The organism is Sphaerochaeta sp. UBA5836, assembly GCF_002432845.1.
GTDB lineage: Bacteria > Spirochaetota > Spirochaetia > Sphaerochaetales > Sphaerochaetaceae > Sphaerochaeta.
This window is the reverse complement of sequence record NZ_DJGW01000086.1, coordinates 25,381-48,582: the sequence shown is the minus strand read 5'-3', so window position 1 is coordinate 48,582 and position 23,202 is coordinate 25,381. Positions and strand designations below refer to the sequence as shown.

Here is a 23,202-nt window from a genome sequence, read left to right as displayed (position 1 = left end):
ACACTGATTGAAATGGCGGATATCGGAAACGATGCCACCACGGCAACCCTGGATAAGGCAAAGCGCAAAACATTGGTTTCACTGGCGAGCAGTCTTGAGCTTCACGTATCGAGTACGAAGGGTTTCCAGTCGGCAATGGTAACCAGCGGCGGGGTACATCTAGGAGAGGTCAATAGAAAGACCATGGAATCGAACAAGGCCAAGGGCTTGTTCTTCTGCGGTGAGATGCTCGACTATGACGGAGAGAGCGGCGGATATAATCTACAGGCAGCCTTTAGTACTGCCTATCTCGCAGTACAGAGTGTACATTAGGAGGAATCTATGAATTTTTTATGGGCGACCATCACCGTTCGTGACATGGATGCAAGTCTGGACTTTTATCAGAATGTTGTAGGCCTGAGCCTGAACACACGGGTGAGAAGCAATGAGAGCACCGAACTGGCCTTTCTCGGTGGCGGACAGACACAAATCGAATTGATACATCACTCCAAGGGAGAGATGCAGGATATGGGAAAAGCCATCAGCCTCGGGTTCGCCGTCGACGATCTCGATGTAATGATGCAGAAGATTAAGGAGCAAGGCTTGGAGATCCATGAGGGCCCGTTTGCACCCAATCCACATATCCGATTCTTCTATGTCCTCGACCCGAACGGTTTGAGAATCCAATTTGTTGAAAGACGCTAGCAAAACAGCGAGCCGGGATTTCTCCCGGCTCGTTTTCTCCCTATCTACAGGATACTGACTTATTTGATTCTCTTGGTTGCGGCCTCAAGCAGCTCATCCAACTTTACAGAAGGATTTTGGAACTTGGAGAGGAAAATCATGGCTGCGATGATGTACGGCTTGTAACTGGCTTCCTTGTAGAGTGGCACCAGGTAGCGGTCGAACACGGAAGCCTCAACCTCGCCTTCCTTGCAGGAGACTCCGGTGATGTCGGCAGGCAGGCAGTGCATGTACAGGGCCTTTCCTTCCTTGGTCAGCTTCATCAAATCCTCGGTGCAGGTCCATTCCTTGAACTTTGCGTTGTTTGCCAGACAGGTCTTCTCAAGAGCCTTCAAGGCTTCCTGATCTCCATGCTCGACAATCTTGGTTCTCTCTTCCATTACCGCAAAGGGAGCCCAGCTCTTCGGATAGACGATGTCTGCATCCTTGAAAGCCTCGGCCATGGAGCCGACACGCTTGTAGGAACCACCGTTCTTCTTTGCATTCTCCTTGGCAATTTCCTCGATCTCGGGCATTACATTGTACCCCTCGGGGTGGGCAAGCACCACATCCATGCCGAAGCGGGTGAACAGGCCGATGATTCCCTGGGGAACCGAGAGCGGCTTGCCGTAGGAGGGACTGTAAGCCCAGGTCATGGCAATTTTCTTGCCCTTCAGGTTCTCGACTCCACCGAAGTGGTTGATGACGTGCAGCATGTCAGCCATGCTCTGGGTCGGGTGATCGATATCGCACTGGAGGTTCACCAAGGTGGGTCTCTGCTCAAGCACACCGTCGTCATAGCCATCCTGCACAGCCTGGGCAACGGTCTTCATGTAGGTATGGCCCTTGCCGATGAACATATCGTCGCGAATGCCGATGACGTCGGCCATGAAGCTGACCATGTTGGCAGTCTCGCGGACCGTCTCACCGTGGGCGATCTGACTGGTCTTCTCGTCCAAGTCCTGCACCTCGAGGCCAAGCAGGTTGCAGGCGCTGGCGAAACTGAAACGTGTTCGGGTGGAGTTGTCGCGGAATATCGAGATTCCAAGGCCACTATCAAACACTTTGGTGGAAATGTTGTTCTCGCGCAGGGCACGCAGAACTTCCGCTACCTGGAACACGGCTGCAATTTCGTCGTCGGACTCCTTCCAAGTATGGAAAAAGTCATTGAGATACATGTTGTCTGTTTTGAGGGTCTTCAGCTCCTCGATCATCTTCTTAATAGTGGCTTTGTCCTTCATGTTGTGGAACCTCCATTGGTTTTGTTCATAAAAAAAATCCAGACAAGGGCACTATACCATGACAAGGTGCCGCTGTCTAGATTTAATGTTGCAGTTTGTTGCATGAATCCTTTAGATTCTTCCCATCTCCTTCAAGATTTTCTCCGGGGTAAAGGGCCAATTTCTCATCCATACACCAACTGCATCATGGATGGCGATGGCGATGGCGGGAGCAGCCCCGTTGGTGGCGATTTCGCTGATGGATTTGGCTCCGTAGGGCCCGACCTCATCATTGATATCAATCAAAACAGCCTTGAAATCCTCGGGCTTCTCACTGATCATGGGGACGCCGTAATCGCTGAGCGTCGGATTGAGGCACACCCCGTTCTCATCCAGGATCATCTGCTCATAGAGCGTATGGCCGATGGACTTGAGAACAGCGCCGTACATCTGGCAGAGCGCAAGCTCGGGGTTGATCGGAGTCCCTGCATCCTGAAGGGCATAGAACTTCTGCACCTTGAGCTGTCCCGTACGTACATTGACGGCAACTTGGGCGAAATGTGCACCATACGGGATGGAGTTGTGGTTGGTGGTGAAGGAAGCCTTGCCCATCACCTGTCCGCGTCCCGTTCCACTCAGGGCATCGTGACTGAGCTTTGCATAGCTGAGCGTCTTACCGGTCTTGGTGCTGTAAACCTCGCCTGGTGCACGAAGGATCAGGTCCTCGACACTCTCCTTCATTTGGTAGGCAGCCTCGTCAAGCAGGTTCTTCTTCAAATCCTGGGCAGCCTTGTAGGATGCACCTCCACTGAAGTAGGTACCGCTGGAAGCATAGGCTCCGGTGTCGAACGTACAGCTGTCGGTATCACCACTGGTGACCGTCACCCTGTCAAGCGGCACGCAGAACGCCTCGCTGATCATCTTAGCGCTGATGGTATCCAATCCGGTTCCCAAGTCCGCCCCACCACTGAATATCTGGAAGGTTCCATCAGTCAGCAGCTTGGCCCACGCATTGGAGTGGTCAAGTCCGGGAAGCCCGCTGCCCTGCTGGATCATGGCAAAGCCCTTGCCGATCTTCCAATCAGGATCGCTGGAAATCTCCTTTTTGCCCCACCCGATCATCTCTGCACCCTTGACCAATGCCTCGTTGAGACCACAGGAACCGACCGGCACAACATTGCCTTCACGCCCCTCTCCCAGCCCCTTGAGAATCTCGAGCATGTAGCCCGGTTCGACCTTGTTCTTCATGGCCATGTCGTAGTAGTCGACGCCAAGCTGCTCGGCAAGCTCGGCCATGCACATCATCAGCGCATAGCTGCCCTTTGGTGCACCGTAGCCCTGATAAGCTCCTGTGGGAGCGATATTGGTGTAGTAGGTGATGACATCGAACTTCATATTGTCGACTTTCAAAAGCGGCAGTGTCTTGGAGCATGCATTCATCGGAACCGTAAGGCAGTGGTTGCCATACGGTCCGGTATTGGCACGGACATCCATATAGACGGCAGTAATCGTGCCGTCCTTTTTCCCGCCCATCTTCACCGTCACCCGCATCGGATGGCGGGTGGAGTTGGCGATGAACTCCTCCTGCCGGGTATTGCGATAGTAAATGGGCTTGCCGGTGATCCAGGTGGCATAACCGACCAGATCCTCCACCAGAATATCCTGCTTGCTGCCGTAGCCGCCACCAATCCGTTCCTTGATGACACGAATCTTGTTCTCGGGAATCTGGCATACCCATGCAACAATGCGCCGAACGTGGTAAGGAACCTGGGTGGAGGCATGAAGCACCAGCCTTCCACCATCGATCTTCGCATAACAGAGGTGCGGCTCGAGCGGAGTGCACTGAACCTGACTGGTCTGGTAGGTCCGTTCGACCACGGCATCAGCTTCCTTGAACCCCTTCTCCACATCACCGATATGCCCGTGGGCGGCACTGGCAATGTTGCGCCTGATATCACCGTGGAGGGGGAACTGATAGATTACTTTCCCATCCCGCACGTCGGCTTTCTTGTTGTACTCGTCCAAGTCCTTGGGAGCTCCCGAGCGATACTCAACAATGCCGTTGTGGATCAAGGGAGCACCTTCCTCCATCGCCTCCTCAACCGTCAGAACGGGTTTGAGGACCTCATACTCCACCTTGATTGCTGCACGTGCAGCAATTGCCTGCTCTTCAGTCTCAGCCACGACGGCCGCCACTCGATCCCCGACATGTCGAACCTTGCGGTTGAAAAGCCTGCGGTCGTGCGGACTGGGTTCGGGATTGCCTTGACCTGCCTGCATATAAAACACATCGGGGCAGTTCTCATGGGTGATGATGGTGACAACACCCTCCATGAGCAGTGCTTCACTGGTGTCGATCTTGGTGATGTATGCATGGGCATAGGGACTGCGCAAAAGCACCATCGAGTAATAACCGGGGAGCACCCGGTCTTCGACGAAACATGGTTCGCCGGCAACAAGCTGGGGACCATCCACCTTTCCCTTGGGCTTGCCGACATAGGTCAGCTCATCACGGAAGGACGGGGAGATCTCACTCTTGTAGGAGCCGGTCTGCATACGCTCGACTGCAAGCTTGACCGCCAGATAGTAGTGTTCATACCCGGTATCGCGAATGAAAATACCACTGAGGACCTCATCAATCTGCTCTTTGGTGGGATTATCCACCCTCTCAAGCAACCAAGTCAGCAGCAAGGCGGCCGCGGGAGCATTGTAGGCACTCTGTACCACACCGGCATCAATCATGGCCTGCTGGATCACATTGAGGTTCCTGCTTGTTCCCAAGCCTTCGGCGGTACGGATGGCCGAGCCATCCGCCTGCAGGGCCAGTACAAGGTTCGCATACACGGGAACATCATCGAGAATGACGGTATCGCTCCCAGCAAAACCCTCCCGGTCGTCACTGTCGCGCACACTGCGGTATCCAAGGCGCACGAGGACCGAACGCAGGGATTCGGACGCTTCACAGGTGGTTGTATGTTTCTTCCCATTTACGGTAAAGACAAGCTTGTTCATTTTTCGCCTCCTTTCAGAAACTCGGCAAAGAGCCCGCCGATGCCTTCACTGGCGATATAGCGTTTGTACTCTGCACTGCCGATGCTGTCATCTACGGCGGTAACGGCATGCTGGACAGCCAGCTGAACATCCTCGCGGGTGGTCAACTCACCGTTTTCGATTGCATTCTCCACACCGCTGAGGCGTTGCACCCCGCTGCCGTGCACTGCTGCAAACACCCGTACATGGTCGATGACCTGCTCGCTGTCCAAGGTCGCTCCGAATCCTACATGCACTGCACTGCGATTCTGCACACTGGTTGCATACCGTCTGGAGCCGACGAACCGAAGATCCTTGGAAAGGCTGACGGCAAGCAGGAGCGTACCGCTGAATTGATGATGATACGTATGATACTCCCTGATGGGGATGTTGTCCTCGCTGTACGCACCACCCTCGGTGAGGTTGGCGGTGAGCAAGCGGCAACGCGAAGCAAGCAATGCCGGGGCAAGATAGGAGTGGTCGCTCATCAAGGCGAGGTTGCCGCCGATCGTAGCCATGTTCCTGCGGGTGAAGGACCCACAGGTCAAGGCGGCTTCCTTGAGCCACCGGGGAACGAGAGGCGATGCAACCAGCTGTTGCAATGTCACCATGCTGCCGATGCGTAGGAAGGAACCTTCATCGGTGATGGTATCCAATCCAAGCTTAGCCAGGCTGATGGCACAATTTGCATCCACAGTGGAATTGAGCCGGTTGATCTCCGTCCCTCCGGCATACCAAACACTCTTGACCTTGTTGCGTTTCAGTCTGAGGGCATCTTCCGTATCCGTCGCAATGAGAAATTCCTGTATCATACAATCTCTCCTCTGGCAGCCTGGTCCATCATCCGCTTGCTGATGGCATTCGCCTTCTGAGCAAGCTCCATCTCGTCGTAGCCAACCAGCTGCCCGTGGTCGACTACAACCTTCCCGTTGATAATCGTGTAATCAGTATTGTGATTGGTTCCACAGAAAAGCAGACTGGCCACCGGGTCACTCTGGCTTCCTGCATAGGGAAGTGTTGAAACATCAAAAATTGCCAAGTCTGCAGCCCACCCTTTCTCAAGTCTTCCGACTTGGCCGAAGTTGAGCAGTTTTGCACCGCCTTCGGTTGCCATGGTGAAGGCCTGGGCGGCCGAAAGGGCATCGGAACCGTAGCGGACACGCTGAAGCAGCATCGCCTGACGAACTTCAGCAAGCATGTCGGAACTGTCATTGCTTGCACTTCCATCGACGGCAACCGCAACATTGATGCCCATGTCAAGCATCTCCTTGACCCTGCAGATGCCGCTGCCCAGTCTCATGTTCGAGGAAGGACAATGGGCGATATGCGTCTTGGTCTTTTGAAGAATCTTCAGTTCCTCATCATTGAAGTGGATGCCATGGGCATACCATACATCCTCTCCGACCAGGCCGCACTCCTGCATAAGCTGCAGCGGTCGCATGCCGTACATTTCCTGGCAGAAGTCTGCCTCGTCGTATGTCTCACACAGGTGGGTGTGGAGCCGAACCCCATACTTGCGGCCAAGTGCTGCAGTGTCCTTCATCAGGCTCTTGGTTACGCTGAAAGGACTGCAGGGGGCGAGTGCAATCTTGTGCATGGCATCGGGGGCTCTGTCATGGTATGTCTTGATGCAGCGCTCACTGTCACGCAAAATTTCATCTTCAGTCTGAACGACACTGTCGGGAGGAAGCCCTCCATCCTTCTTGCTCAGGCTCATCGAACCACGGGTCGGACTGAACCGCATGCCCAAAGTATCGGCAGCCTCGAACTGCAGCCCCATCAAATCCCCTTTGAAAGATCGGGGGTAGAGATAGTGATGGTCGGTGGTAAGCGTGCATCCGGTTTTCATAAGCTCGGCCATGGCCAAAAGCGAGGAGTGATAGATTGCATCCTCATCGACATATTTCCAAACCTCATAGAGGAATTTCAGCCAATCAAAAAGCTTTGCATTCTGCACAGCGGGGTGGTTGCGGGTAAGTGTCTGGTAAAAATGGTGGTGGGTGTTCACCAAACCGGGAATCACCACATGCTTGGAACAATCAATTGTACGTACTTTCCCTGCAGCTTGCAGGTTCCCGGTAGGGGCGATGGCCTCTACCTTGTTCCCTACAATCAACAAATCGGCTCCATGGTACTGGGGACCATCGAACGTGGGTTGGAGGCAGTAAATATTTTTCAATAGAAGCGAGGAACTCATGCCTTCGAATCTCCTTTGATAGGCAGGATGCGGCTTTCCCCAACGTATTTGAGACTATGGTGAGCCGATCTTGCTGTAACTCGGCTTCGGCATGCGGGCTGTTCCGCAAGGAAGGTGTGGAGAGTAAGGGGTCCTATCCACTACCTTGGTTCTCTCGATGCAGCCTCTCAGGCAGAGCCCCTTCTGCATCTGAATCGCTGACTTCCATTGCCTATTGAATCATACAACGGAAGGATTCAAGCTTCAAACAGCCACAAGGCGGGTGCCCTGTGGCTGTAGTATACCATATCCTGCTTTCCGGTAAAACCGGAGAGCTTACTTCTTCTCCAACGAGTAGGGAAGCATCGCATAGAAAGCAGCACAAATCTCCAAATCATCGACACGGTTGATCTCATTGGGGGCATGTGCCTGGGATTCATCACCAGGGCCGAAGCCGATGGCGGGAATCTTGTGGCGGCCGGTGGTCGCAACCAGGTTGGTCGAGAAGGTCCACTTATCTACAACCGGTTTCTTGCCGAACAGGGCCACGTGGCCAGCCACACCGGCAATCACCAGCGGATGGTCGGCATCGATTTTCCAAGTCGGGAAGTACAACTCCTGGGAGTACTCCTTCTTGGTCCAGCCGATCTTCTCATAGTTGGGCATCTCAACGACGATGGCCGAGGGATCGTCCCCGGTTGCCTTGCTGATATAGTCACGAACCTGGCTGATGGCAAGATCTGCATCCTCACCCCAGGTCAAGCGGCGGTCGAGGTAGAGCATGGCGTAGTCGGCGACTGCACACTGGCTGGGACCCTTGACATCCATCTGGCTGACGGTGATGGTTCCCTTGCCGAGGAACTTCTCAGCATCGGGCTGCAAATCCTTGTTCAGCTGCTCAATGGCCAACGCTGCCTTCGCTGCCTTGTAGGCGGCGCTGACTCCGCGTTCTGGAGCGCTGCCGTGGCAGGAAATACCCTTGAGGATGACACGAATCTCCATACGGCCGCGATGTCCGCGGTAGAGGCGGCAACTGGTGGGCTCGGTGGAAACCACCAAATCGGGGCGGAAATTCTCTTCCTCGATCAGATACTTCCAACACATGCCGTCACAATCTTCCTCCATGACGGTGAAGGTGAAATACACGGTATACTCACCACCATAGCCGAGTTCCTTCAGGATGCGGCCGGCGGTGATCATGGAAGCGGCGCCGCCCTTCTGGTCGCTGGATCCGCGGCCCCACACCTTTCCATCCTTGATCTCCCCGCTGAACGGATCGAAATCCCAGTTCTTCAGGTTGCCGACTTCAACGGTATCGATATGTGCGTCGAAGGCGAGTTTCTTGGGACCATTGCCTACGCGGCCGATCACCGACCCAAGCCCATCGATGCGGACTTCGTCAAACCCGGCCTCTTCACACAGGGTGACGATAAGGCGGCAGACATCCTCTTCCTGGGAGCTGTAGCTCTTGACCTTTACCATTTTCGAGAGATTGAGAGCCGTGTAATCACGGTACTCGGCAGCCTTTGCCCTGATCTGTTCCTGAATTGTCATCTTGCATTTCCCCTTTGACCGTAGGTCATATCATCATCCTCGCCCGCTTAGGGAGCGATTGTATCCACTTTTTCCCATACGCGCTTGGCGACTTTGGCCGCCTCGGCGTAAATCCTTGGTACATCAAGGTGAGGGAACTGCCGGTTCTCCATCACCAGATTGCCATTCACCATGACGCTCTCGATACAGTTGCTGCTCATCCCCCATACAAAGTGGCTGGCGGCATTTGACGCCACCAAAGGAGTAGGAGCATGGTAGTCACAGATGACAAGGTCGGCCTTGCAGCCAGCCTCCACCTTTCCGAACTTACCGTCAAAGTATTTCTCCACCAAACGGTTGCCGCGGTTCAAGGCTGCAACGTAGTCGGAGGGCCACCAGGAACCACCTTGGTCCTTGTGCTTGAAGAATGCGAGTTTGAGCTCCTCAAACATATTGCCGCCGCAACCATCGGTACCGATGACCAGATTCTTCACCTTCTGAATATGCTTGCAGTATCCGACATGGTTGTTCATGTTGCTGCGGCCGTTGTGGGCGAAGAAACAGTCATGCTCGTTGAGCTTGTCGATCTCCCGTTCGTTGAGATGCAGGCCGTGCACCAACAGGGTGTTGTCGGTGAGCAGGTCAAAGGATTCCAGCCGGTCGATGATATCGGCGTTGTACTTGTGATGGCTGAACACCACATCATATTTGTCTTCGGCAACATGCAGATGCATGCCGGCCTTCGACTCGCGCATGGCTTCTCCCATCATCCTCAGCCCCTCATCGGGGATGGTGAAGGGAGCGTGGCCGCCGATCATGCCGCGAACCAGCGGCCTGTTTTTTGCAGCCATGGCAAATCGGAGATTCTCCGCCACTCCTGCCTCGACTTCCGCCATGCCGCCGTTGCGGTCGGTTACCTCATAGCAGGTGCTGCCGCGCACCCCGACTTCCTCCATGCCATTGGCTATGGTATCAAGACTTCCGGCGATATATGCGGGACTTGCATGGTGGTCTATGCAGGTGGTCGTTCCACTGGCGATTGCATCGATGGAGCAGATCAGGGAGCTGTAGTAGCAAGCTTCCTCATCCAAACCGCGGTCAAGACGCCACCACCACTCTTTCAGAACCTGGATGAAATCCTCCTGCACTCCTGAGGAAATCAACATGCCCCTGGAAAGTCCGCTGTAATAGTGGTGATGAGAACAGACGTTGCCTGGGATGACAGTCTTGTTCCTCCCGTCGATCACCTTGTCAGCCTTCAGGCCTACGGAGGCATCCTTGCCTACCTTGGTGATGACATCGTCAATTATGACGATATCCACACCTTCGGTCACGTCAAAAGGACTCTGGGTCTGCATGACTGTCGTATTGGTTATTATCGTTGTAGCCACATCACTCTCCTTTATGCTTCCACGCACCCGAGCAGGTAGCTGTAGGAAGTATAGATTTCCTCGATCAAGGCGGCCACCTCATCGGTAATGCCTTCCTCATCGCCGGTCAGGATTCCCTCCCCATCCAAGGAACAGTCATACACCTTTCCGTCGAGACGGATGATGATGTCCTCTCCCTCTGCATAGAAGCCGTTGTTCGTGGAGTTGTCAAAATCTTCCTTCAAGCTGAAGAGGGTAAACTTCTTGCGGTACGGACCGCCGTCGTATGGGCAGAAAGTCTCACAGTTGCCGCACTCATTGCAGTAAGCGTCGAGGTGAAGAATCTGGAACGGGTCGGCAAACACACCGGTGTTGCGGACATCAATGGCGACATTGGCACGGTTCGGGCAGACATCAACGCACTTGTTGCACAGGTATGAGCATTCAAGGCACCGCTCAGCCTCGGTGGCGGCGAAGTCGGCATCAGAAAACTGTTTGGAAACAAGAATCTTGCTCTTCTTCTCGGCGACTTCGGCAAAGAACTTGTTTTCATCATTCTCGAGCTCCAAGCGCTCTTCGTCGGTCATATCGTCCTCGTCGTCACAGTCGCAATCGTCCTCGCAGATGCACTCATGGTCGTGGTCGTGATCATGACCGCAATCGCAGTCTTCCTCCTCATCCTCGGGACCCAGCACCTTGTCAATGGCTGCCTCGACAGCACTTCGTGCACTGGCGATGCACCGCACCACGGTGGAAGGACCGCTTTGGACATCACCGATGACGTAGACGTTCTCGACCTCGGACTCCTTGGTCTCTTCATCTGCTTTCGGCCAACCCTTCTCATTCACCGGCACTCCGTACCAGGTGAGTCTTTCGGTATCCGCATGTTCACCGATGGCGGTGATCATGGTGTCGGCTTCGATGGTGAAGGTCTCTTGTGTTGCCACCGGTCTTCTTCTGCCGCTCGCATCCTTCTGTCCGAGTTCCATTTTTCTCACAGTAAGGATGTTGCCTTCAAACCTCTCAGGATTGGCGAGGAAGATGAATTGGATGTTCTCCTTCCTGGCTAGACCGTACTCCTCATGGTCGGCCGGCATCTCGGCCTCGGTACGGCGATAGATGACGGAAACTTTCTCAACCCCGGGAATGCGAAGAGCAGCACGGGCGCTGTCCATGGCGGTGTTTCCGCCGCCGACAACCACGACGTTCCTGCCAAGACTGATTGTGGATGGGTCCTTACGGAAAGCGGAGAGGAACGAAAGGGACTGCCTTACCCGGCTTCGGTCACCGGTCAAGGGAATATCGTTGTCCACTTCACTGCCGATGGCATAAAAGATGTATGAGAACCCCTGGTCCTTGAGAGCCTGAACAGTCATGACCTCGGTGTCGACACCAAAATGGAACTGCACCCCATGGGCCTTGATGAACTGGACATCGCTCTCAATGGCTTCAACGGGAAGCCTGAAGCCTGGAATGACATGCCTGACCACACCACCTGCACTCTCCTCCCTTTCAAAGACTGTAGTGTCGAAACCTGCACGAGCGAGGAAATATGCGGCAGAGAGGCCTGCTGGGCCGGCTCCTACCACAGCGGCCTTGATCAACGTCTTATCGGTCGGCCCTTCCCACAGCTGCTTGAAAGCCTCGAACCCATTCTCCACCGCAATGCGCTTCATATCGCGGATTTTCACCGCTCCTTCATAATCCATGCGGGTACAGTGAAGCTGGCACTGGTGGTCGCAGATGTGACTGGTTATAGCGGGAAGGGCGTTCTTGTCATAAATGAGGGCAAGTGCTTCACCATAGCGGCCTTGGCCTACCAGCTGGACATACTCCGGTACATCCTGATGGATGGGGCATGCCACCTGGCAGGGAGCCACATAGCAGTCAAACAGAGGAAGCTTCTCACCGATCTTGATCGTATCGTCGCCTCTGAAATCCTTCTCGATTTCGTTGAAGGAACCCGAACGGGCATCCGTTGACAGCTTCTCAATCTTGGCCAAGTCGATGCCGACCATGCCCCACGCCTTGCTCTTCTCAAGGATTTTTACCATCTGCGTAAGACGGGTGTACCCACCGGGCTTGAGCATATCGGTTGCCAGGGTGATCGGCCTGATACCGCTTTCAAAGAGCTGCTTGACCGTGAAAGCGGTAGCACCTCCGCTGTAGGAGATGGGCAGTTTTCCGGCAAACTCTTTGCTCAAAAGCGTTGCCACCGTAGTGGAGATTGGGAACAGTGAGCGGCCGGACATATACATCTCATTGCCGGGCAGGACGCCTTGGTCGTTTACCGAGCCCAGCGTATTGGTCAGCTTCACTCCAAAGCCGCGCCCTTCCTTCTTGGCGAGATTGACAAGGCGTGCAAGCATGGCGATGGCATCGCCGTACTGCAGGTCATGCTCGAAGTTTTCCCTGGTAAGAGTGATGTAGGTATAGCCAAGGTCGTCAAGAATCTTGCGGACTTGGTCGTAGCCGAGCAGCGTCGGGTTGAGCTTGACGAAGGTATCCACCTTCTTCTCGGTGAGCATATAGGTGCAGATGGCTTCGATTTCCTTTGGGGGACAGCCGTGCATGGTGCTCAATGTCGTGGAGGGGCTGATGTTGGCACTGATTTTGGTGCTCAGGCCCTTCATCTTCTTTTCCAGGCCTTCCCAAGGCGTTCCATCGAACAAGCCTTCATCGAACAGTGCTTCCATCTCGGAGAGATACTGATTGAACCGCTCATCCTTGCGGGCGTCGATCATACTGTCGATGTACTGCTGCATCTTCGCTGTCTTGATGCCTTCCAGGTTGTAACCGACCGACATATTGAAAATAAACGAAGGCTTTTCGAACTTGCCCTTGTGCATGGCGGCTTCCAGCATGTGGAGGATGATCCATGCCTTGGCATATTCATCCCAAGCCTTGGGGAGGGTGAACTCGGTCGACCACTCAACATTGTAGGCTTCATCACGGGCGTCGATGCACGGCTTGTCGATCTCCAAGGTATCCATGACCTGTACAGTCTTGAGCTCCATGAACCGACCACCAACCAAATAGCTGGCAATGATGTTCTGGGCAAGCTGGGTATGGGGACCGGCGGCGGGACCAAGGGCTGTACTGCAGCTTTGGCCGAACACCTTGATGCTTTTTTTCCCTGAATCCTGATAGAATTGCTCTTCGGCAATGCCAAAAATGGAATGATGGTTTCGGTATTCACCGATAATACGACTGATTAGTTCCGAGAAGGGAACGGGGCGCATGATATCTCCCATACTTACTCCTTCCTATAGGGTTGGTCGGGCATGCGGCCCGACCCTTATTCATTCTAATCCAGATTGGAGAGAAGTCAATAAAATTTGCAACATTTCGCAACAAATAGTGTGTCATTGGATTGGAATTCCTGATACGGCAACGATTGCCGATTCCCCACCCTTCGGTATCCATATTGGATGCCCGACTAAGGGGAAAAGTTAAAAACAGTCTTTCGAAAATCGTACTTTTCGAAAAATTTATAAGTACATACTACTACTTAACGCAAATTATATTCCAAAAATTCAACTTTCACGAATTATCGCTTTACATTTTACTTCTTTACGGTATACTTGATTAATCTGAAAAAGCAACAAAGTGTCACCACGGAGGATAAGACATGCTGATCAATTTGAATGTCAATGAAGAAGTACGGGCAAGGAATATCAAACGCTGCAAGGAAAAGGGAATCCTGCTCCCCACGTTCAAACAGATGGTGGATCCCTCTACCGTACCTGAGGATATCAAGGCAAAACTCTCCCATGTAGGTCTTTGGGATGTTGACAACTCCAACCTCTTCAGGATTACCTGGAAGAACGAACCCACCAAGACCGGCGGTACCTTCGGCGGTGTAAACTATATTGAGGTTCCCCATGAACTTACCGGCGTCAAAGCCCGTATTCTCGCCCTCGTCGGCAAGTGGTTCCCCACCGGAGCACACAAAGTCGGTGCAACCTATGGTTGTCTAGCCCCTGCTTTGGTCAGCGGCAACTTCGACTCGGTGAATCAGCAGGCTGTATGGCCGTCCACCGGCAACTACTGCCGCGGTGGTGCCTACAACAGCGCCCTTTTGGGCTGCCAGTCCATCGCCATTCTTCCCGAGGAAATGAGCCAGGAACGCTTCAACTGGCTGAAGACCGTCGCCGGTGAAATCATCGCAACCCCCGGCTGTGAATCAAACGTCAAGGAAATCTTCGACAAGTGCCATGAGCTGGATGCAGAGCGTGGTGCACATATCGTAATCTTCAATCAGTTCGAAGAGTTTGGAAACTATCTGTGGCACTATACCGTAACCGGTGGCTCCATCCTCGAAGTGCTTCAGAAAGATGAGAAAGTTGCAGATGAGAATGTACGGGGCTTTGTTTCCGCAACAGGTTCGGGCGGAACGCTTGCAGCCGGAGATGCACTGAAAGATAAGTATCCCCACCTCAAGATCGCCGCCAGTGAAGCGCTGCAATGCCCCACCCTGCTGCGCAACGGTTTCGGCGGTCATAGAATCGAAGGCATCGGGGACAAGCATGTACCTTGGGTCCACAACGTGAAGAACACCGACATGGTCATCGCCGTCGACGATCAGGACTGTATGGATGTCTACCGTCTCTTCAATGAGCCGGCGGGTATTGAGTACCTGAAGAAGATGGGTGTAAGCGAAGAAGATATTGCGAACCTTCCCCTGTACGGCATCAGCGGAATCGCCAATGTATTGGCTTCCATCAAAATGGCCAAATATTATGAACTCGAAGCCGACGACGTCATTTTCACAGTGCTGACGGACAGTTCGGAGATGTACACCTCCCGCTTGGCTGAACAGACCGAAATCCAGGGTGCCTTTGATGAGTACGCTGCAGTGCGTGCACTGGCCGGCTGCCTGCACCACCAGTCGATCGACGGAGCTCTTGAGCTTACCTACTATGAAAGACTGCGCATCCACAACCTCAAGTACTATACCTGGGTCGAGCAGCAGGGCAAGACGTATGAAGAAATCAACGCACAGTGGTACGACAAGAACTATTGGAAGCAGATTCCTGCCTACGCCGAGCAGATTGATGCTATGATTGAGGCATTCAACAAGGAAGTGCTGGCCAAATAAACCAGTCTAGACAATCCATGCCGGGCCTTGCGTCCGGCATTTTTTCTTAACGGAGGATGTATGCGTTTTACCTACGAGTGCTGTGACTGCCACAGCGTGTATGAAACGAATGAAGTGTTTTATCAGTGCCCGAAGTGTGCCAAGGACAATGACGGCAAATCATTTCCGAAGGGAAATGTCATCGTCAAGCTCAATAGTGAGGACCTGAAGGCCCTTGGAAGCAAAGAGCATGTAAGCATGTTTGATTTCTTTCCCTATCCCGTACCCACGAGCGAAGTATATCCGGTAGGCGGCACCCCGCTTGCAAAGCCGCTTCGTCTTGGCAAAAAGTACGGTCTTGCAAACCTGAGCTGCAAGCTGGACAGCGCCTTGCCTTCCGGTTCCTTCAAGGACAGGGCAAGCCAACTGATCGCCGCCCAAGCCATCGCGCACAAGCAGAACAAGATCGCCTTGGCTTCAACGGGCAATGCAGGAGCGGCCATGAGCTGTGCCGGAGCTGCATATGGACTGGAAATAATCCTGTTCGTTCCCGCCACGGCTCCGGTCAACAAGCTGATGCAGAGCGTGCTCTACGGAGCCACGGTGGTCCCTGTGAAAGGTTCGTATGATGATGCATTCGCACTCTCGATCGCCTACACCAAAAAGTTTGGAGGGATCAACCGCAATACAGCCTACAACCCGATGACCATCGAGGGCAAGAAGAGCATCTCCATTGAGCTGTTTGAGCAACTGGGACGCAGTGTGCCCGATGTCGTCTATGTCCCCGTCGGCGACGGCTGCATCTACGCCGGCGTATACAAGGGATTCTACGACTTGAAGCAGGCCGGGCTCATCGAGAAAATCCCCCATATTGTTTGTGCACAGAGCAAGCAGAGCAATGCCATCAGCAGGGCATGGAAAACCGGTGATTTCTCCAACCTTGCAAAAGCCACCACCCGTGCCGACTCCATCAGTGTGGAAAGCCCGGCAAACGGCCGCATGGCGGTCCGGTACATCAAGGAAAGCGAAGGCTGGGCCACCGAGGTGGACGACAAGCAGATACTTGCCGCTCAGCTTGAGCTGGCCAAGGAGGCAGGCATTTTCGTCGAGCCGGCGGCAGCATGTGCCTGGGCTGCCCTTACGGTGGACAGTGAAATGCTCATCAAACGCTTTGGAGCCAATGTGAATGTGTGCACCTTGCTCACCGGCAGCGGCTTCAAGGACATGGCGGTGTTCCAAGGAACGGTTTCCATTCCCGAAGCAATCGAGAACAGCGTAGAAGCTGTAGAGAATCGCTTCAAGTAGAACAAGGGATGGAGCAATTCATGCTGCTTGCTCCATTCACCTTTGACAAAAGGCCCCGCTTGCAGTACCTTTTATGCTGTGATGAGGAGATTCGCATGCAGAACTTTCTAATCGGTCTTGGAATTGGAGTAGTACTGGCCATCGTCCTCGTGGTGATCATGTCCACCAAACGGCATCGGGAGATCCTTGCCACCAACAAGGAAACCGAGCGGCTGAAGCGGATGCTGACCGACCGCATGGATTTGGAGAGTGAAGGACTTGCCAAGTTGAAAGAGCAGAACGAAGAGCTGAAAAAGCAAAATGAGAATCTACGCATCAGTTTGAGCACGTACTCGCAGAAGCCCGGTCGCAAGGAAGTTGCACGGCTTCAGATTTACCAACTTGCAGTAGACCGTCTCACCATCAACAGTCCCGGCTTCGGGGCAGCCTGGCAGGCAGCGTTGAAGGAGAGCGAGAACGAGTTCCAGAAAACGTATGTCGGGGTGCAGCCGTTCATCAAGCGTTTGATTCCGATCAAGACCGATGCAACAGTACTTCCTCAGACGGTGGAGACACAAGAGCAATAAGTATCGGCCGAAATGGTGGAACAGGTAGACACAAGGGACTTAAAATCCCTTGCTCGCAAGGGCGTACGGGTTCAAGTCCCGTTTTCGGCAAAACTTTTATTACATAATTATATATTATAATGATTTAAAAATGTACATACAAGTATAAGTGTACTTTTATGTACATTTTTTCATTATGAGAGGTGCCCCATTTCCAAGCTTTTTTGCCACAGCTTCTCTGCTACTGATTGGTCAAGCGCATGCGGTGCAGGAATCTCAAGCGTGGTGAAATTAAAAAACTTTCCTGCTGTTTCTTTTACCTCATCCGATACTCCCAGATAGTAGAGCGCCTCTGCCGACAAGCGGGGAGAGCGGGTTGACGGGTTGATCATGTGATGCTTGAAGAATCTGTACAGCCGTCCATTGTTCTCCCCCATGTTGGTAAGGACATCACCGGGGTGCATTGCATTGACCGTAACGGTGCTGCCTGCAAAAACCCGGCTGAAGGGGAACAAGGAGAGCAGTTGGGCGGTCTTGGCCGAACCATAGCTTTTGAGTCCTGTATAGTGCTGTTTCTTCCAAGCCAGGTCGTCAAGCCTTAATCCAGATAAGGCAAACCGGTGCCCCTCCGAGTTCACATAGAGCACCCTGGTCTCACCCTGCGCCATCAGCTTGTCCTGCAGCTTGTAGGTGATGATGAACGGGGCTAGGTAGTTCACTTGAAACACTTCTTCAATACCGTCGCCGGTGAAGCGCTTGTGCGTGTTGTACACCCCGGCGTTGTGAATGAGGACACTGATCTTTTGGTCGAGCGAAGCTAAATAATCAGAAGCAGCATGAATATCTTTCAGATTAGAAAAATCAGCGATGAAATACGTGTAAACACCCTTGAAATCCCGCTCAAGCTCTGCTTTCAGCTTCTCTGATTTCTCTTTGTCTCGATTGATCAACAACAGGTCGGCACCGTGGCTTGCATAGAGTTTTGCCGTCTCGTATCCGATACCCGAGGTGGCACCGGTAATGACGACCAACCGACCAGAAAATTCCTTGGATTCCTGCTTGGGCACTGCCTTGTTGTTTTTCAGCATCGCACTGATATTCGACCACTGGTACTGTTTCCAATAGGGATTCTTCATAGACAGCCTCAACCAAACTTCTTGTGCATGAACTTGCGATACATCCTGTTGAACCTGGGGATATTGTCGAAAATATCCCCCCACAGGTCGTAGTAATCGCGTTGCTCGATGATCTTGCCTTTCTCATCGATGGTTACCCTGCTGCATCCATAAATGGACGAGTTCGGATACTTCTTGAAGCTCAGGCTCATCTCCCACTCCATGAAAATGATGTTGCCGTTTGAGGCAGTGTTCTTCACATCCATCTTCAGGTTGTTCGAACGGGCGATCAGGCGCTCGGTCATTGCTTTGAACTCTTCTATGCCGTGAATCGTTTGCACAGTGTCACAGAAATAGATATCCTTGGAATAATAGGGAAGGATATGTGACCAGTCAGGTTTACCTTCCGTATTATAGATATTGGTCCACAGGTTCTTCAGATGCTCTTTGCTCTGGATTGCATAGTCCATATGATGCCATCCTCTCTTGAGCTTCATTTATACCATGACTTTCAATAAATCCTGAATAAAAACCATAAAAGCCCTGCAACATCAGATGTTGGCAGGGCTCGTGAAAGGGAAATCATCCCCGGCATCAGTGCATTTTCTTGACTATCACCTCTGCAGCCTTAACCAAGGGATAGGCAGCAGGAGAACCGGTGAGCAATGGCTGGGTACCGATTTGCATGGTCAACAGCTGCTTGACTGTTACGCGATTCTGAATCAAAAAGCCGATGGCATTGGTGAGTTCGCCGGTGCTCGCTCCTCCATAAACTTCGGCACCTAAAATCATGCCACAGTCACTGGCAACAATCAGCTTGACCATCTGTTTGTGGGAGTGCTCCAAATTACCTGGATGAGTATCCATTCCAGTGAAGCTTCCGCAAATGACAGAAAAACTATTGTAAATTTTCAACCTTGTGTATACACATTCCATTTTTATACACAATTGTGAATATCCAAATTGACAAAAGACGCATCACCCTCTAGATTGAAGGGAACATTTGGGAAAGGTGTCATGCAAAACAATACAACAGAGAAAAAGTTCACCAAGGAAGAGCTCATTGCCCAAGAGTTGCTGGACAAGAAAGAATCAGACAGCAAGCTTCGAGAGTACTCAGGTCCGCTTGGAACAGTAATAACTGGCTTATTCCTTCTTTGGTCTGTATTTCAAGTGTATGCAAACACCATTGGCATCATCGATGCTATGTCTCTGAGGACCTGGCACCTCTTGTTTCTCATGCTCTTCACGTTTCTCTTGTTTCCAACCTACCCTTCCGAAAACCGAAAACGCGCCCTTCCACCTGTCTGGGATATGGTATTGCTGGCAATACTCGGCGTCAGCTTTGCCTATCTCTTGAAAAATTACATCCCGGTTGCCAAACGAGGCGGATATCTGATCAGTCTCGATATTTGGGTTGCAGGCATCGTCATGGTTCTCATCTTTGAAGCCGGGCGGCGGGCATGTAAAAACCTTGCCATCCTTGGATTGATATTCCTGCTCTACAACTTCCTGGGCAAGTGGATCCCCGGAGATCTCGGCCATGTCGGATTCAGCGTCAAACGGGTACTCAACCACATGATTTGGGGCAGCCAGGGGATCTTTGGCGTAGGAATAGGGGTGAGTGCCACCTACATTTTCCTTTTCGTGCTCTTCGGAGCTTACTTGAAATACAGTGGATTCAGCCAATTCATCAACGACATCTCCCTGACGTTGGTAGGGAGAACAGCCGGAGGACCTGCAAAAGTTGCGGTGCTGGCCAGTGCTCTTTTGGGCATGATCAATGGATCGGCCATAGCCAATGTGGCTACAACTGGAACGATCACCATCCCCATGATGAAGAAAACCGGCTATAAGAAGGAGTTTGCAGCCGCAGTCGAAGCAGTTGCTTCCACCGGCGGGCAGTTTGCACCTCCCATCATGGGCGCCGTTGGCTTTGTCATGGCGGAATTCATGGGAGTAAGTTACACAAAAGTCTTGCTTGCAGCGTGCATCCCGGCATTTCTCTACTACCTTACCCTCCTGTTTGCGGTTCACTTCGAAGCAAAGAGACTCGGCCTCTCCGGTTTGAGCAAAGAAAACATTCCCAACGCCATGGTGGTTCTGAAAAAGCAAGGTCATCTGATTATTCCTTTGGTAGTCCTAATCGGCTTGCTCAGCTTTGGATTCACCCCGCTGTTTGGTGCCGTAGTTGCAATATTTGCCACCATCGGCGCCTCATGGCTCCGCAAGGATACAAGAATGACTTGGTCTGTTATTGTACAAGCCACAGTCGAAGGTGCGCGTTCAGCCATAGCGGTGGGGATGAGCTGTGCAATCATCGGGGTGATCATTGGAACGGTGTCCCTGACAGGGCTGGGTCTGAACTTCGGATACATCATCCTCAGGATTGTTGGCGAGGGCCAGTTGTATCTCGGCGGCTTGATGGTCATGATCATGAGCATCGTCCTCGGCATGGGAGTTCCCGGAGTTGCAGCGTATGTCATCGTATCGACAGTCTCCGTTCCCGTCCTTATCCAGGCCGGAGCAATTCCCATGGCCGCTCATATGTTCTGTCTTATTTATGCATGCCTGTCCAACATAACTCCTCCCGTGGCAATGAGCAGTTATGTTGCAAGCGGCATTGCCGGCTCCGACCAGACAAAGACCAGCCTTATTGCGGTAAAAATCGGGCTCACCGGGTTCATCCTTCCCTTCTTCTTTTTGGACAATCCCATTCTCTTGCTGGGAAGCACGGAAGGGGTTCCCCTGCTCACAACCCTGAGGGCTCTGCTTACCTCTTCAATCGGGGTCATCGTCCTTTCCTCCGGCCTGCAAGGGTACCTGCTGCGCAAGCTGAATCTCATTGAACGCCTAGTCATGGTTGCAGCCGGCCTTTTGTTCATTGAAACCGGACTGGTTACCGACTTGGTTGCAATCTTGCTCGTAGGAGTCATTATGACTTTCCAATATTTGCAGAAGAGATCACAACCGAAGGAGAAAATCGCATGAAAAAGTATGGAGCACTACTGCTGGCTGTCACCCTGCTCGTCCCAAGCCTGCTGTTTGCCACAGGCGCCAAGGAAGGAGCAGCCCAGCCTGTCAAGAAAACAGTCATCAACTTCCCCACCGCGGCAACTACCGGAGCCGTGTACCCGCTTGGATCGGCAATGGCCAACCTGTGGAACACCAAGCTGGAGAACGTCAGGGTCAGTGCCCAAGCCAGTGCCGGAGGAATCGCAAACCTGAACATGATTGCCGATGGTGAAGCCCAGCTGGGAGTTGCCGTTACGTCCATCATGTATGAATCCTTTCACGGTATCGGAGCATTCGAGGGAAGACCCAACCCCAATCTCAGAGTGATGATCGGCTTGTACGCCAACCCAAACCAAGTGGTTGTCACACAGAACAGCGGCATCAATTCGCTTGCAGATCTCAGCGGCAAGCGATTCGCTTCAGGAGCTCCAGGGTCGACGACGGAAGTGGAGACCAGCCTGCACCTCAAGACCAGCGGAGTCAACTATCCTGATGGGCTGAGAGTCCAGTATGTCGGATTCACCGAAGCAATCGACCTGATGCGCAACAAGCAGCTGGACGGGGCTTGGATCATGGCCGGAATTCCCAATGCTGCGGTTACCGAAATGCTTTCAACGGCCGGCGGCAAATTGCTCAGCCTCGACATGGACCTGATCAAAAAGCTGCAGCAAGCCTATCCTTGGTACGGCGCCTACACCATTCCCGCCGGCACCTATCCCGGCCAGACAGCCGACGTGCTGACTTCGGCAATCAAGATCACCGTCTGCACCGATGCACGTGTCGATGCCGATGTTGTGTACGACATGACCAAGACGTTCTGGGAAAACTTCGAGGAATTGAAAGCCACCCAGGCTCCATTGAAGCAGGTCAATCCCAAGGAAGCAGTCAAGGATTTGGCGGGGCTTCCCTTGCACGAGGGTGCTGCACGCTACTACCGGGAAATTGGGTTGCTGTAAACCTGATGCATCCACCAAAGCCGGGGTTGTTCAATCCCGGCTTTTTTATTTGCCCTGTTTTAGCAAAAGAACTTGACTCAAGGCAGACTGGTATGCATGCTCGAAGTATGGAAAATGGATTCTTTACCGAGCTCGGATTCTTACAGCGCCAACGTTTGGATATTGAGATGGCAGCTTTGCAGTATTGTAAGAGTAAGCAGGATGCAACCATGAAGGCAACGTTTCGTGAAGCCATCAGAATGCGGGACGAGAAAACCGCAGGGACCATCCTCTTTGAAGGATTGCAGGCCTTTGGCCCGCTGTATCCCCTGCACCTTATCCATACCTGTTATGATAGTGTCTGCTCTCTCTATGATGAGCTATCCATTGAACCTGCAATTCGCTTGGATACCTTGGCGGATATCAAGCTCTGGACACAGACCTATGCCGATTCACATGGCCTGGAGACCGGTTTGACCCAGGTTTTTTGGATTGCCCGCCATCTGTGTGCAAGGATCCTGAGGCTGGGGAGGCTGCAATTTGAGCCAGCATGCCTCAAAGCCCCATTTCGCATCTATCGAGTAGAAGACAGTGCCAGGCTCGTCACCATTGCTGAAGCGAACCTGGCATGTGACGCAAACGGGTATCGTACCGATGAAGAGAAATCCTCTTTCATCACTACCCTTGCGGAGGATGGGCTCATGCTGCAAGCACATGTGGTGGACGGCAGGCAAGGAAATGTGGCAGCAAAGCCCACCCTGTTTGACAAAGCTGCATTGCACTGTATCGCTGACGCCACTACTGAAGTATTGCACCTGCACATACCAGCCGGTGAGCGGCTTATCGGTAATGCAGTGGATGCGTCGCTTACACAGGCAAAAGCTTTCTTTCCAGCACATCGGGTGGCGGTCTGCACCTCTTGGTTGCTCGACCCGGCCTTGTCTCTGGTTGCAGATACAGAGAGCAATATTGTACAGTTTATGGAGCGTTTCTCCAAATTCCCCGTTCCCTTCCAGACTCCGCAGATTTTCGAACGAGTCTTTGGCTTCACAGCCACAGCAGAGGATATTCCACAGTGGAAGGCGACAACCACACTGCAGCGCTCCATACAAAGAGCACTCTGTGAGGGAGTCACCTTCCGTACCATGGGTGGATATTTCTTGCTCGAATAACCAA

Annotated in this window: 18 protein-coding genes and 1 tRNA gene; 9 read left to right on the top strand and 10 right to left on the bottom strand. The window is 52.7% G+C overall.

The window, feature by feature from the left end; genetic code table 11:
- Both B3F49_RS07735 and B3F49_RS07730 read left to right on the top strand, forming a co-directional pair.
- Positions 1-312: NAD(P)/FAD-dependent oxidoreductase (locus B3F49_RS07735; RefSeq protein WP_293910203.1), on the top strand; the 312-nt coding region annotated here is incomplete at its 5' end.
- A gap of 9 nt (positions 313-321) precedes the next feature.
- Positions 322-684: a VOC family protein gene (locus B3F49_RS07730; RefSeq protein ID WP_293910201.1), complete on the top strand. Its 363-nt coding sequence runs from the start codon at positions 322-324 to the stop codon at positions 682-684.
- Positions 685-743: 59 nt separating this feature from the next.
- Here B3F49_RS07730 and ygeW read toward each other — a convergent pair whose 3' ends face one another.
- The 7 genes from ygeW to ygfK all read right to left on the bottom strand — a co-directional run bounded on the left by ygeW (position 744) and on the right by ygfK (position 13,285).
- The gene (gene ygeW, locus B3F49_RS07725) at positions 744-1,943 is read right to left on the bottom strand and encodes a knotted carbamoyltransferase YgeW (RefSeq protein ID WP_293910199.1); all 1,200 of its coding nucleotides are present in this window, start codon (positions 1,941-1,943) and stop codon (positions 744-746) included.
- A gap of 111 nt (positions 1,944-2,054) precedes the next feature.
- Positions 2,055-4,934, bottom strand: a complete 2,880-nt coding sequence (locus B3F49_RS07720; RefSeq protein WP_293910197.1) for a molybdopterin-dependent oxidoreductase Mo/Fe-S-binding subunit — start codon at positions 4,932-4,934, stop codon at positions 2,055-2,057.
- Complete coding sequence (locus B3F49_RS07715) at positions 4,931-5,764, bottom strand: FAD binding domain-containing protein (RefSeq protein ID WP_293910195.1); 834 nt, start codon at positions 5,762-5,764, stop codon at positions 4,931-4,933. Before B3F49_RS07715 ends, B3F49_RS07720 begins: the two co-directional genes overlap by 4 nt.
- Positions 5,761-7,149: an 8-oxoguanine deaminase gene (locus tag B3F49_RS07710; RefSeq protein WP_293910193.1), complete on the bottom strand. Its 1,389-nt coding sequence runs from the start codon at positions 7,147-7,149 to the stop codon at positions 5,761-5,763. Before B3F49_RS07710 ends, B3F49_RS07715 begins: the two co-directional genes overlap by 4 nt.
- Positions 7,150-7,464: 315 nt before the next feature.
- Positions 7,465-8,682, bottom strand: coding sequence for a YgeY family selenium metabolism-linked hydrolase (locus B3F49_RS07705; protein ID WP_293890986.1), 1,218 nt, complete (start codon positions 8,680-8,682; stop codon positions 7,465-7,467).
- 47 nt (positions 8,683-8,729) lie between these two features.
- On the bottom strand, positions 8,730-10,052 hold the full coding sequence (gene ssnA, locus B3F49_RS07700) for a putative aminohydrolase SsnA (RefSeq protein WP_293890990.1): 1,323 nt from the start codon (positions 10,050-10,052) through the stop codon (positions 8,730-8,732).
- 11 nt (positions 10,053-10,063) lie between these two features.
- A complete protein-coding gene (gene ygfK, locus B3F49_RS07695) occupies positions 10,064-13,285 on the bottom strand; it encodes a putative selenate reductase subunit YgfK (RefSeq protein ID WP_293910191.1) in 3,222 nt (1,073 codons plus the stop codon).
- A gap of 377 nt (positions 13,286-13,662) precedes the next feature.
- On the opposite strand from ygfK, the gene B3F49_RS07690 reads away from it, so the two are divergent.
- From B3F49_RS07690 to B3F49_RS07675, 4 genes are all read left to right on the top strand, one after another.
- A complete protein-coding gene (locus B3F49_RS07690) occupies positions 13,663-15,132 on the top strand; it encodes a pyridoxal-phosphate dependent enzyme (protein ID WP_293890996.1) in 1,470 nt (489 codons plus the stop codon).
- 60 nt (positions 15,133-15,192) lie between these two features.
- Entirely contained in the window at positions 15,193-16,416 is a 1,224-nt protein-coding gene (locus tag B3F49_RS07685) for a threonine synthase (RefSeq protein ID WP_293891000.1), read from the top strand.
- Between the two features lie 95 nt (positions 16,417-16,511).
- Positions 16,512-16,982 carry a hypothetical protein gene (locus tag B3F49_RS07680; protein WP_293891003.1) on the top strand — a complete coding sequence of 157 codons (471 nt, stop codon included), beginning with the start codon at positions 16,512-16,514 and terminating at the stop codon, positions 16,980-16,982.
- Positions 16,983-16,988: 6 nt separating this feature from the next.
- Positions 16,989-17,072, top strand: a tRNA-Leu gene (locus B3F49_RS07675).
- 83 nt (positions 17,073-17,155) lie between these two features.
- On the opposite strand, the gene B3F49_RS07670 is transcribed toward B3F49_RS07675, so the two are convergent.
- The 3 genes from B3F49_RS07670 to B3F49_RS07660 all read right to left on the bottom strand — a co-directional run bounded on the left by B3F49_RS07670 (position 17,156) and on the right by B3F49_RS07660 (position 18,943).
- Positions 17,156-18,097, bottom strand: a complete 942-nt coding sequence (locus B3F49_RS07670; protein WP_293910189.1) for an SDR family NAD(P)-dependent oxidoreductase — start codon at positions 18,095-18,097, stop codon at positions 17,156-17,158.
- 8 nt (positions 18,098-18,105) lie between these two features.
- Positions 18,106-18,546 (bottom strand): nuclear transport factor 2 family protein, encoded by a 441-nt coding sequence (locus B3F49_RS07665; protein WP_293891009.1) that lies wholly within the window; start codon positions 18,544-18,546, stop codon positions 18,106-18,108.
- A 124-nt stretch (positions 18,547-18,670) separates the two neighbouring features.
- Positions 18,671-18,943: a hypothetical protein gene (locus B3F49_RS07660; protein ID WP_293910187.1), complete on the bottom strand. Its 273-nt coding sequence runs from the start codon at positions 18,941-18,943 to the stop codon at positions 18,671-18,673.
- Between the two features lie 150 nt (positions 18,944-19,093).
- Between B3F49_RS07660 and B3F49_RS07655 the strand changes: the two genes are divergently transcribed.
- From B3F49_RS07655 to B3F49_RS07645, 3 genes are all read left to right on the top strand, one after another.
- Positions 19,094-21,067 carry a TRAP transporter permease gene (locus B3F49_RS07655; protein ID WP_293910185.1) on the top strand — a complete coding sequence of 658 codons (1,974 nt, stop codon included), beginning with the start codon at positions 19,094-19,096 and terminating at the stop codon, positions 21,065-21,067.
- A complete protein-coding gene (locus tag B3F49_RS07650) occupies positions 21,064-22,047 on the top strand; it encodes a TAXI family TRAP transporter solute-binding subunit (protein ID WP_293910183.1) in 984 nt (327 codons plus the stop codon). Before B3F49_RS07655 ends, B3F49_RS07650 begins: the two co-directional genes overlap by 4 nt.
- Before the next feature lie 209 nt (positions 22,048-22,256).
- Positions 22,257-23,198, top strand: a complete 942-nt coding sequence (locus B3F49_RS07645; RefSeq protein ID WP_293910181.1) for an acyltransferase domain-containing protein — start codon at positions 22,257-22,259, stop codon at positions 23,196-23,198.
- Positions 23,199-23,202 lie beyond the last annotated feature (4 nt).

What these genes read in the sequence shown, in the direction of transcription:
- B3F49_RS07730 (WP_293910201.1), top strand. Translation starts at nt 322, where the DNA reads ATGAATTTTTTATGGGCGACCATCACCGTTCGTGACATGGATGCAAGT.
- ygeW (WP_293910199.1), bottom strand. Translation starts at nt 1,943, where the DNA reads ATGAAGGACAAAGCCACTATTAAGAAGATGATCGAGGAGCTGAAGACC.
- B3F49_RS07720 (WP_293910197.1), bottom strand. Translation starts at nt 4,934, where the DNA reads ATGAACAAGCTTGTCTTTACCGTAAATGGGAAGAAACATACAACCACC.
- B3F49_RS07715 (WP_293910195.1), bottom strand. Translation starts at nt 5,764, where the DNA reads ATGATACAGGAATTTCTCATTGCGACGGATACGGAAGATGCCCTCAGA.
- B3F49_RS07710 (WP_293910193.1), bottom strand. Translation starts at nt 7,149, where the DNA reads ATGAGTTCCTCGCTTCTATTGAAAAATATTTACTGCCTCCAACCCACG.
- B3F49_RS07705 (WP_293890986.1), bottom strand. Translation starts at nt 8,682, where the DNA reads ATGACAATTCAGGAACAGATCAGGGCAAAGGCTGCCGAGTACCGTGAT.
- ygfK (WP_293910191.1), bottom strand. Translation starts at nt 13,285, where the DNA reads ATGGGAGATATCATGCGCCCCGTTCCCTTCTCGGAACTAATCAGTCGT.
- B3F49_RS07690 (WP_293890996.1), top strand. Translation starts at nt 13,663, where the DNA reads ATGCTGATCAATTTGAATGTCAATGAAGAAGTACGGGCAAGGAATATC.
- B3F49_RS07685 (WP_293891000.1), top strand. Translation starts at nt 15,193, where the DNA reads ATGCGTTTTACCTACGAGTGCTGTGACTGCCACAGCGTGTATGAAACG.
- B3F49_RS07680 (WP_293891003.1), top strand. Translation starts at nt 16,512, where the DNA reads ATGCAGAACTTTCTAATCGGTCTTGGAATTGGAGTAGTACTGGCCATC.
- B3F49_RS07670 (WP_293910189.1), bottom strand. Translation starts at nt 18,097, where the DNA reads ATGAAGAATCCCTATTGGAAACAGTACCAGTGGTCGAATATCAGTGCG.
- B3F49_RS07665 (WP_293891009.1), bottom strand. Translation starts at nt 18,546, where the DNA reads ATGGACTATGCAATCCAGAGCAAAGAGCATCTGAAGAACCTGTGGACC.
- B3F49_RS07660 (WP_293910187.1), bottom strand. Translation starts at nt 18,943, where the DNA reads ATGGATACTCATCCAGGTAATTTGGAGCACTCCCACAAACAGATGGTC.
- B3F49_RS07655 (WP_293910185.1), top strand. Translation starts at nt 19,094, where the DNA reads ATGCAAAACAATACAACAGAGAAAAAGTTCACCAAGGAAGAGCTCATT.
- B3F49_RS07650 (WP_293910183.1), top strand. Translation starts at nt 21,064, where the DNA reads ATGAAAAAGTATGGAGCACTACTGCTGGCTGTCACCCTGCTCGTCCCA.
- B3F49_RS07645 (WP_293910181.1), top strand. Translation starts at nt 22,257, where the DNA reads ATGAAGGCAACGTTTCGTGAAGCCATCAGAATGCGGGACGAGAAAACC.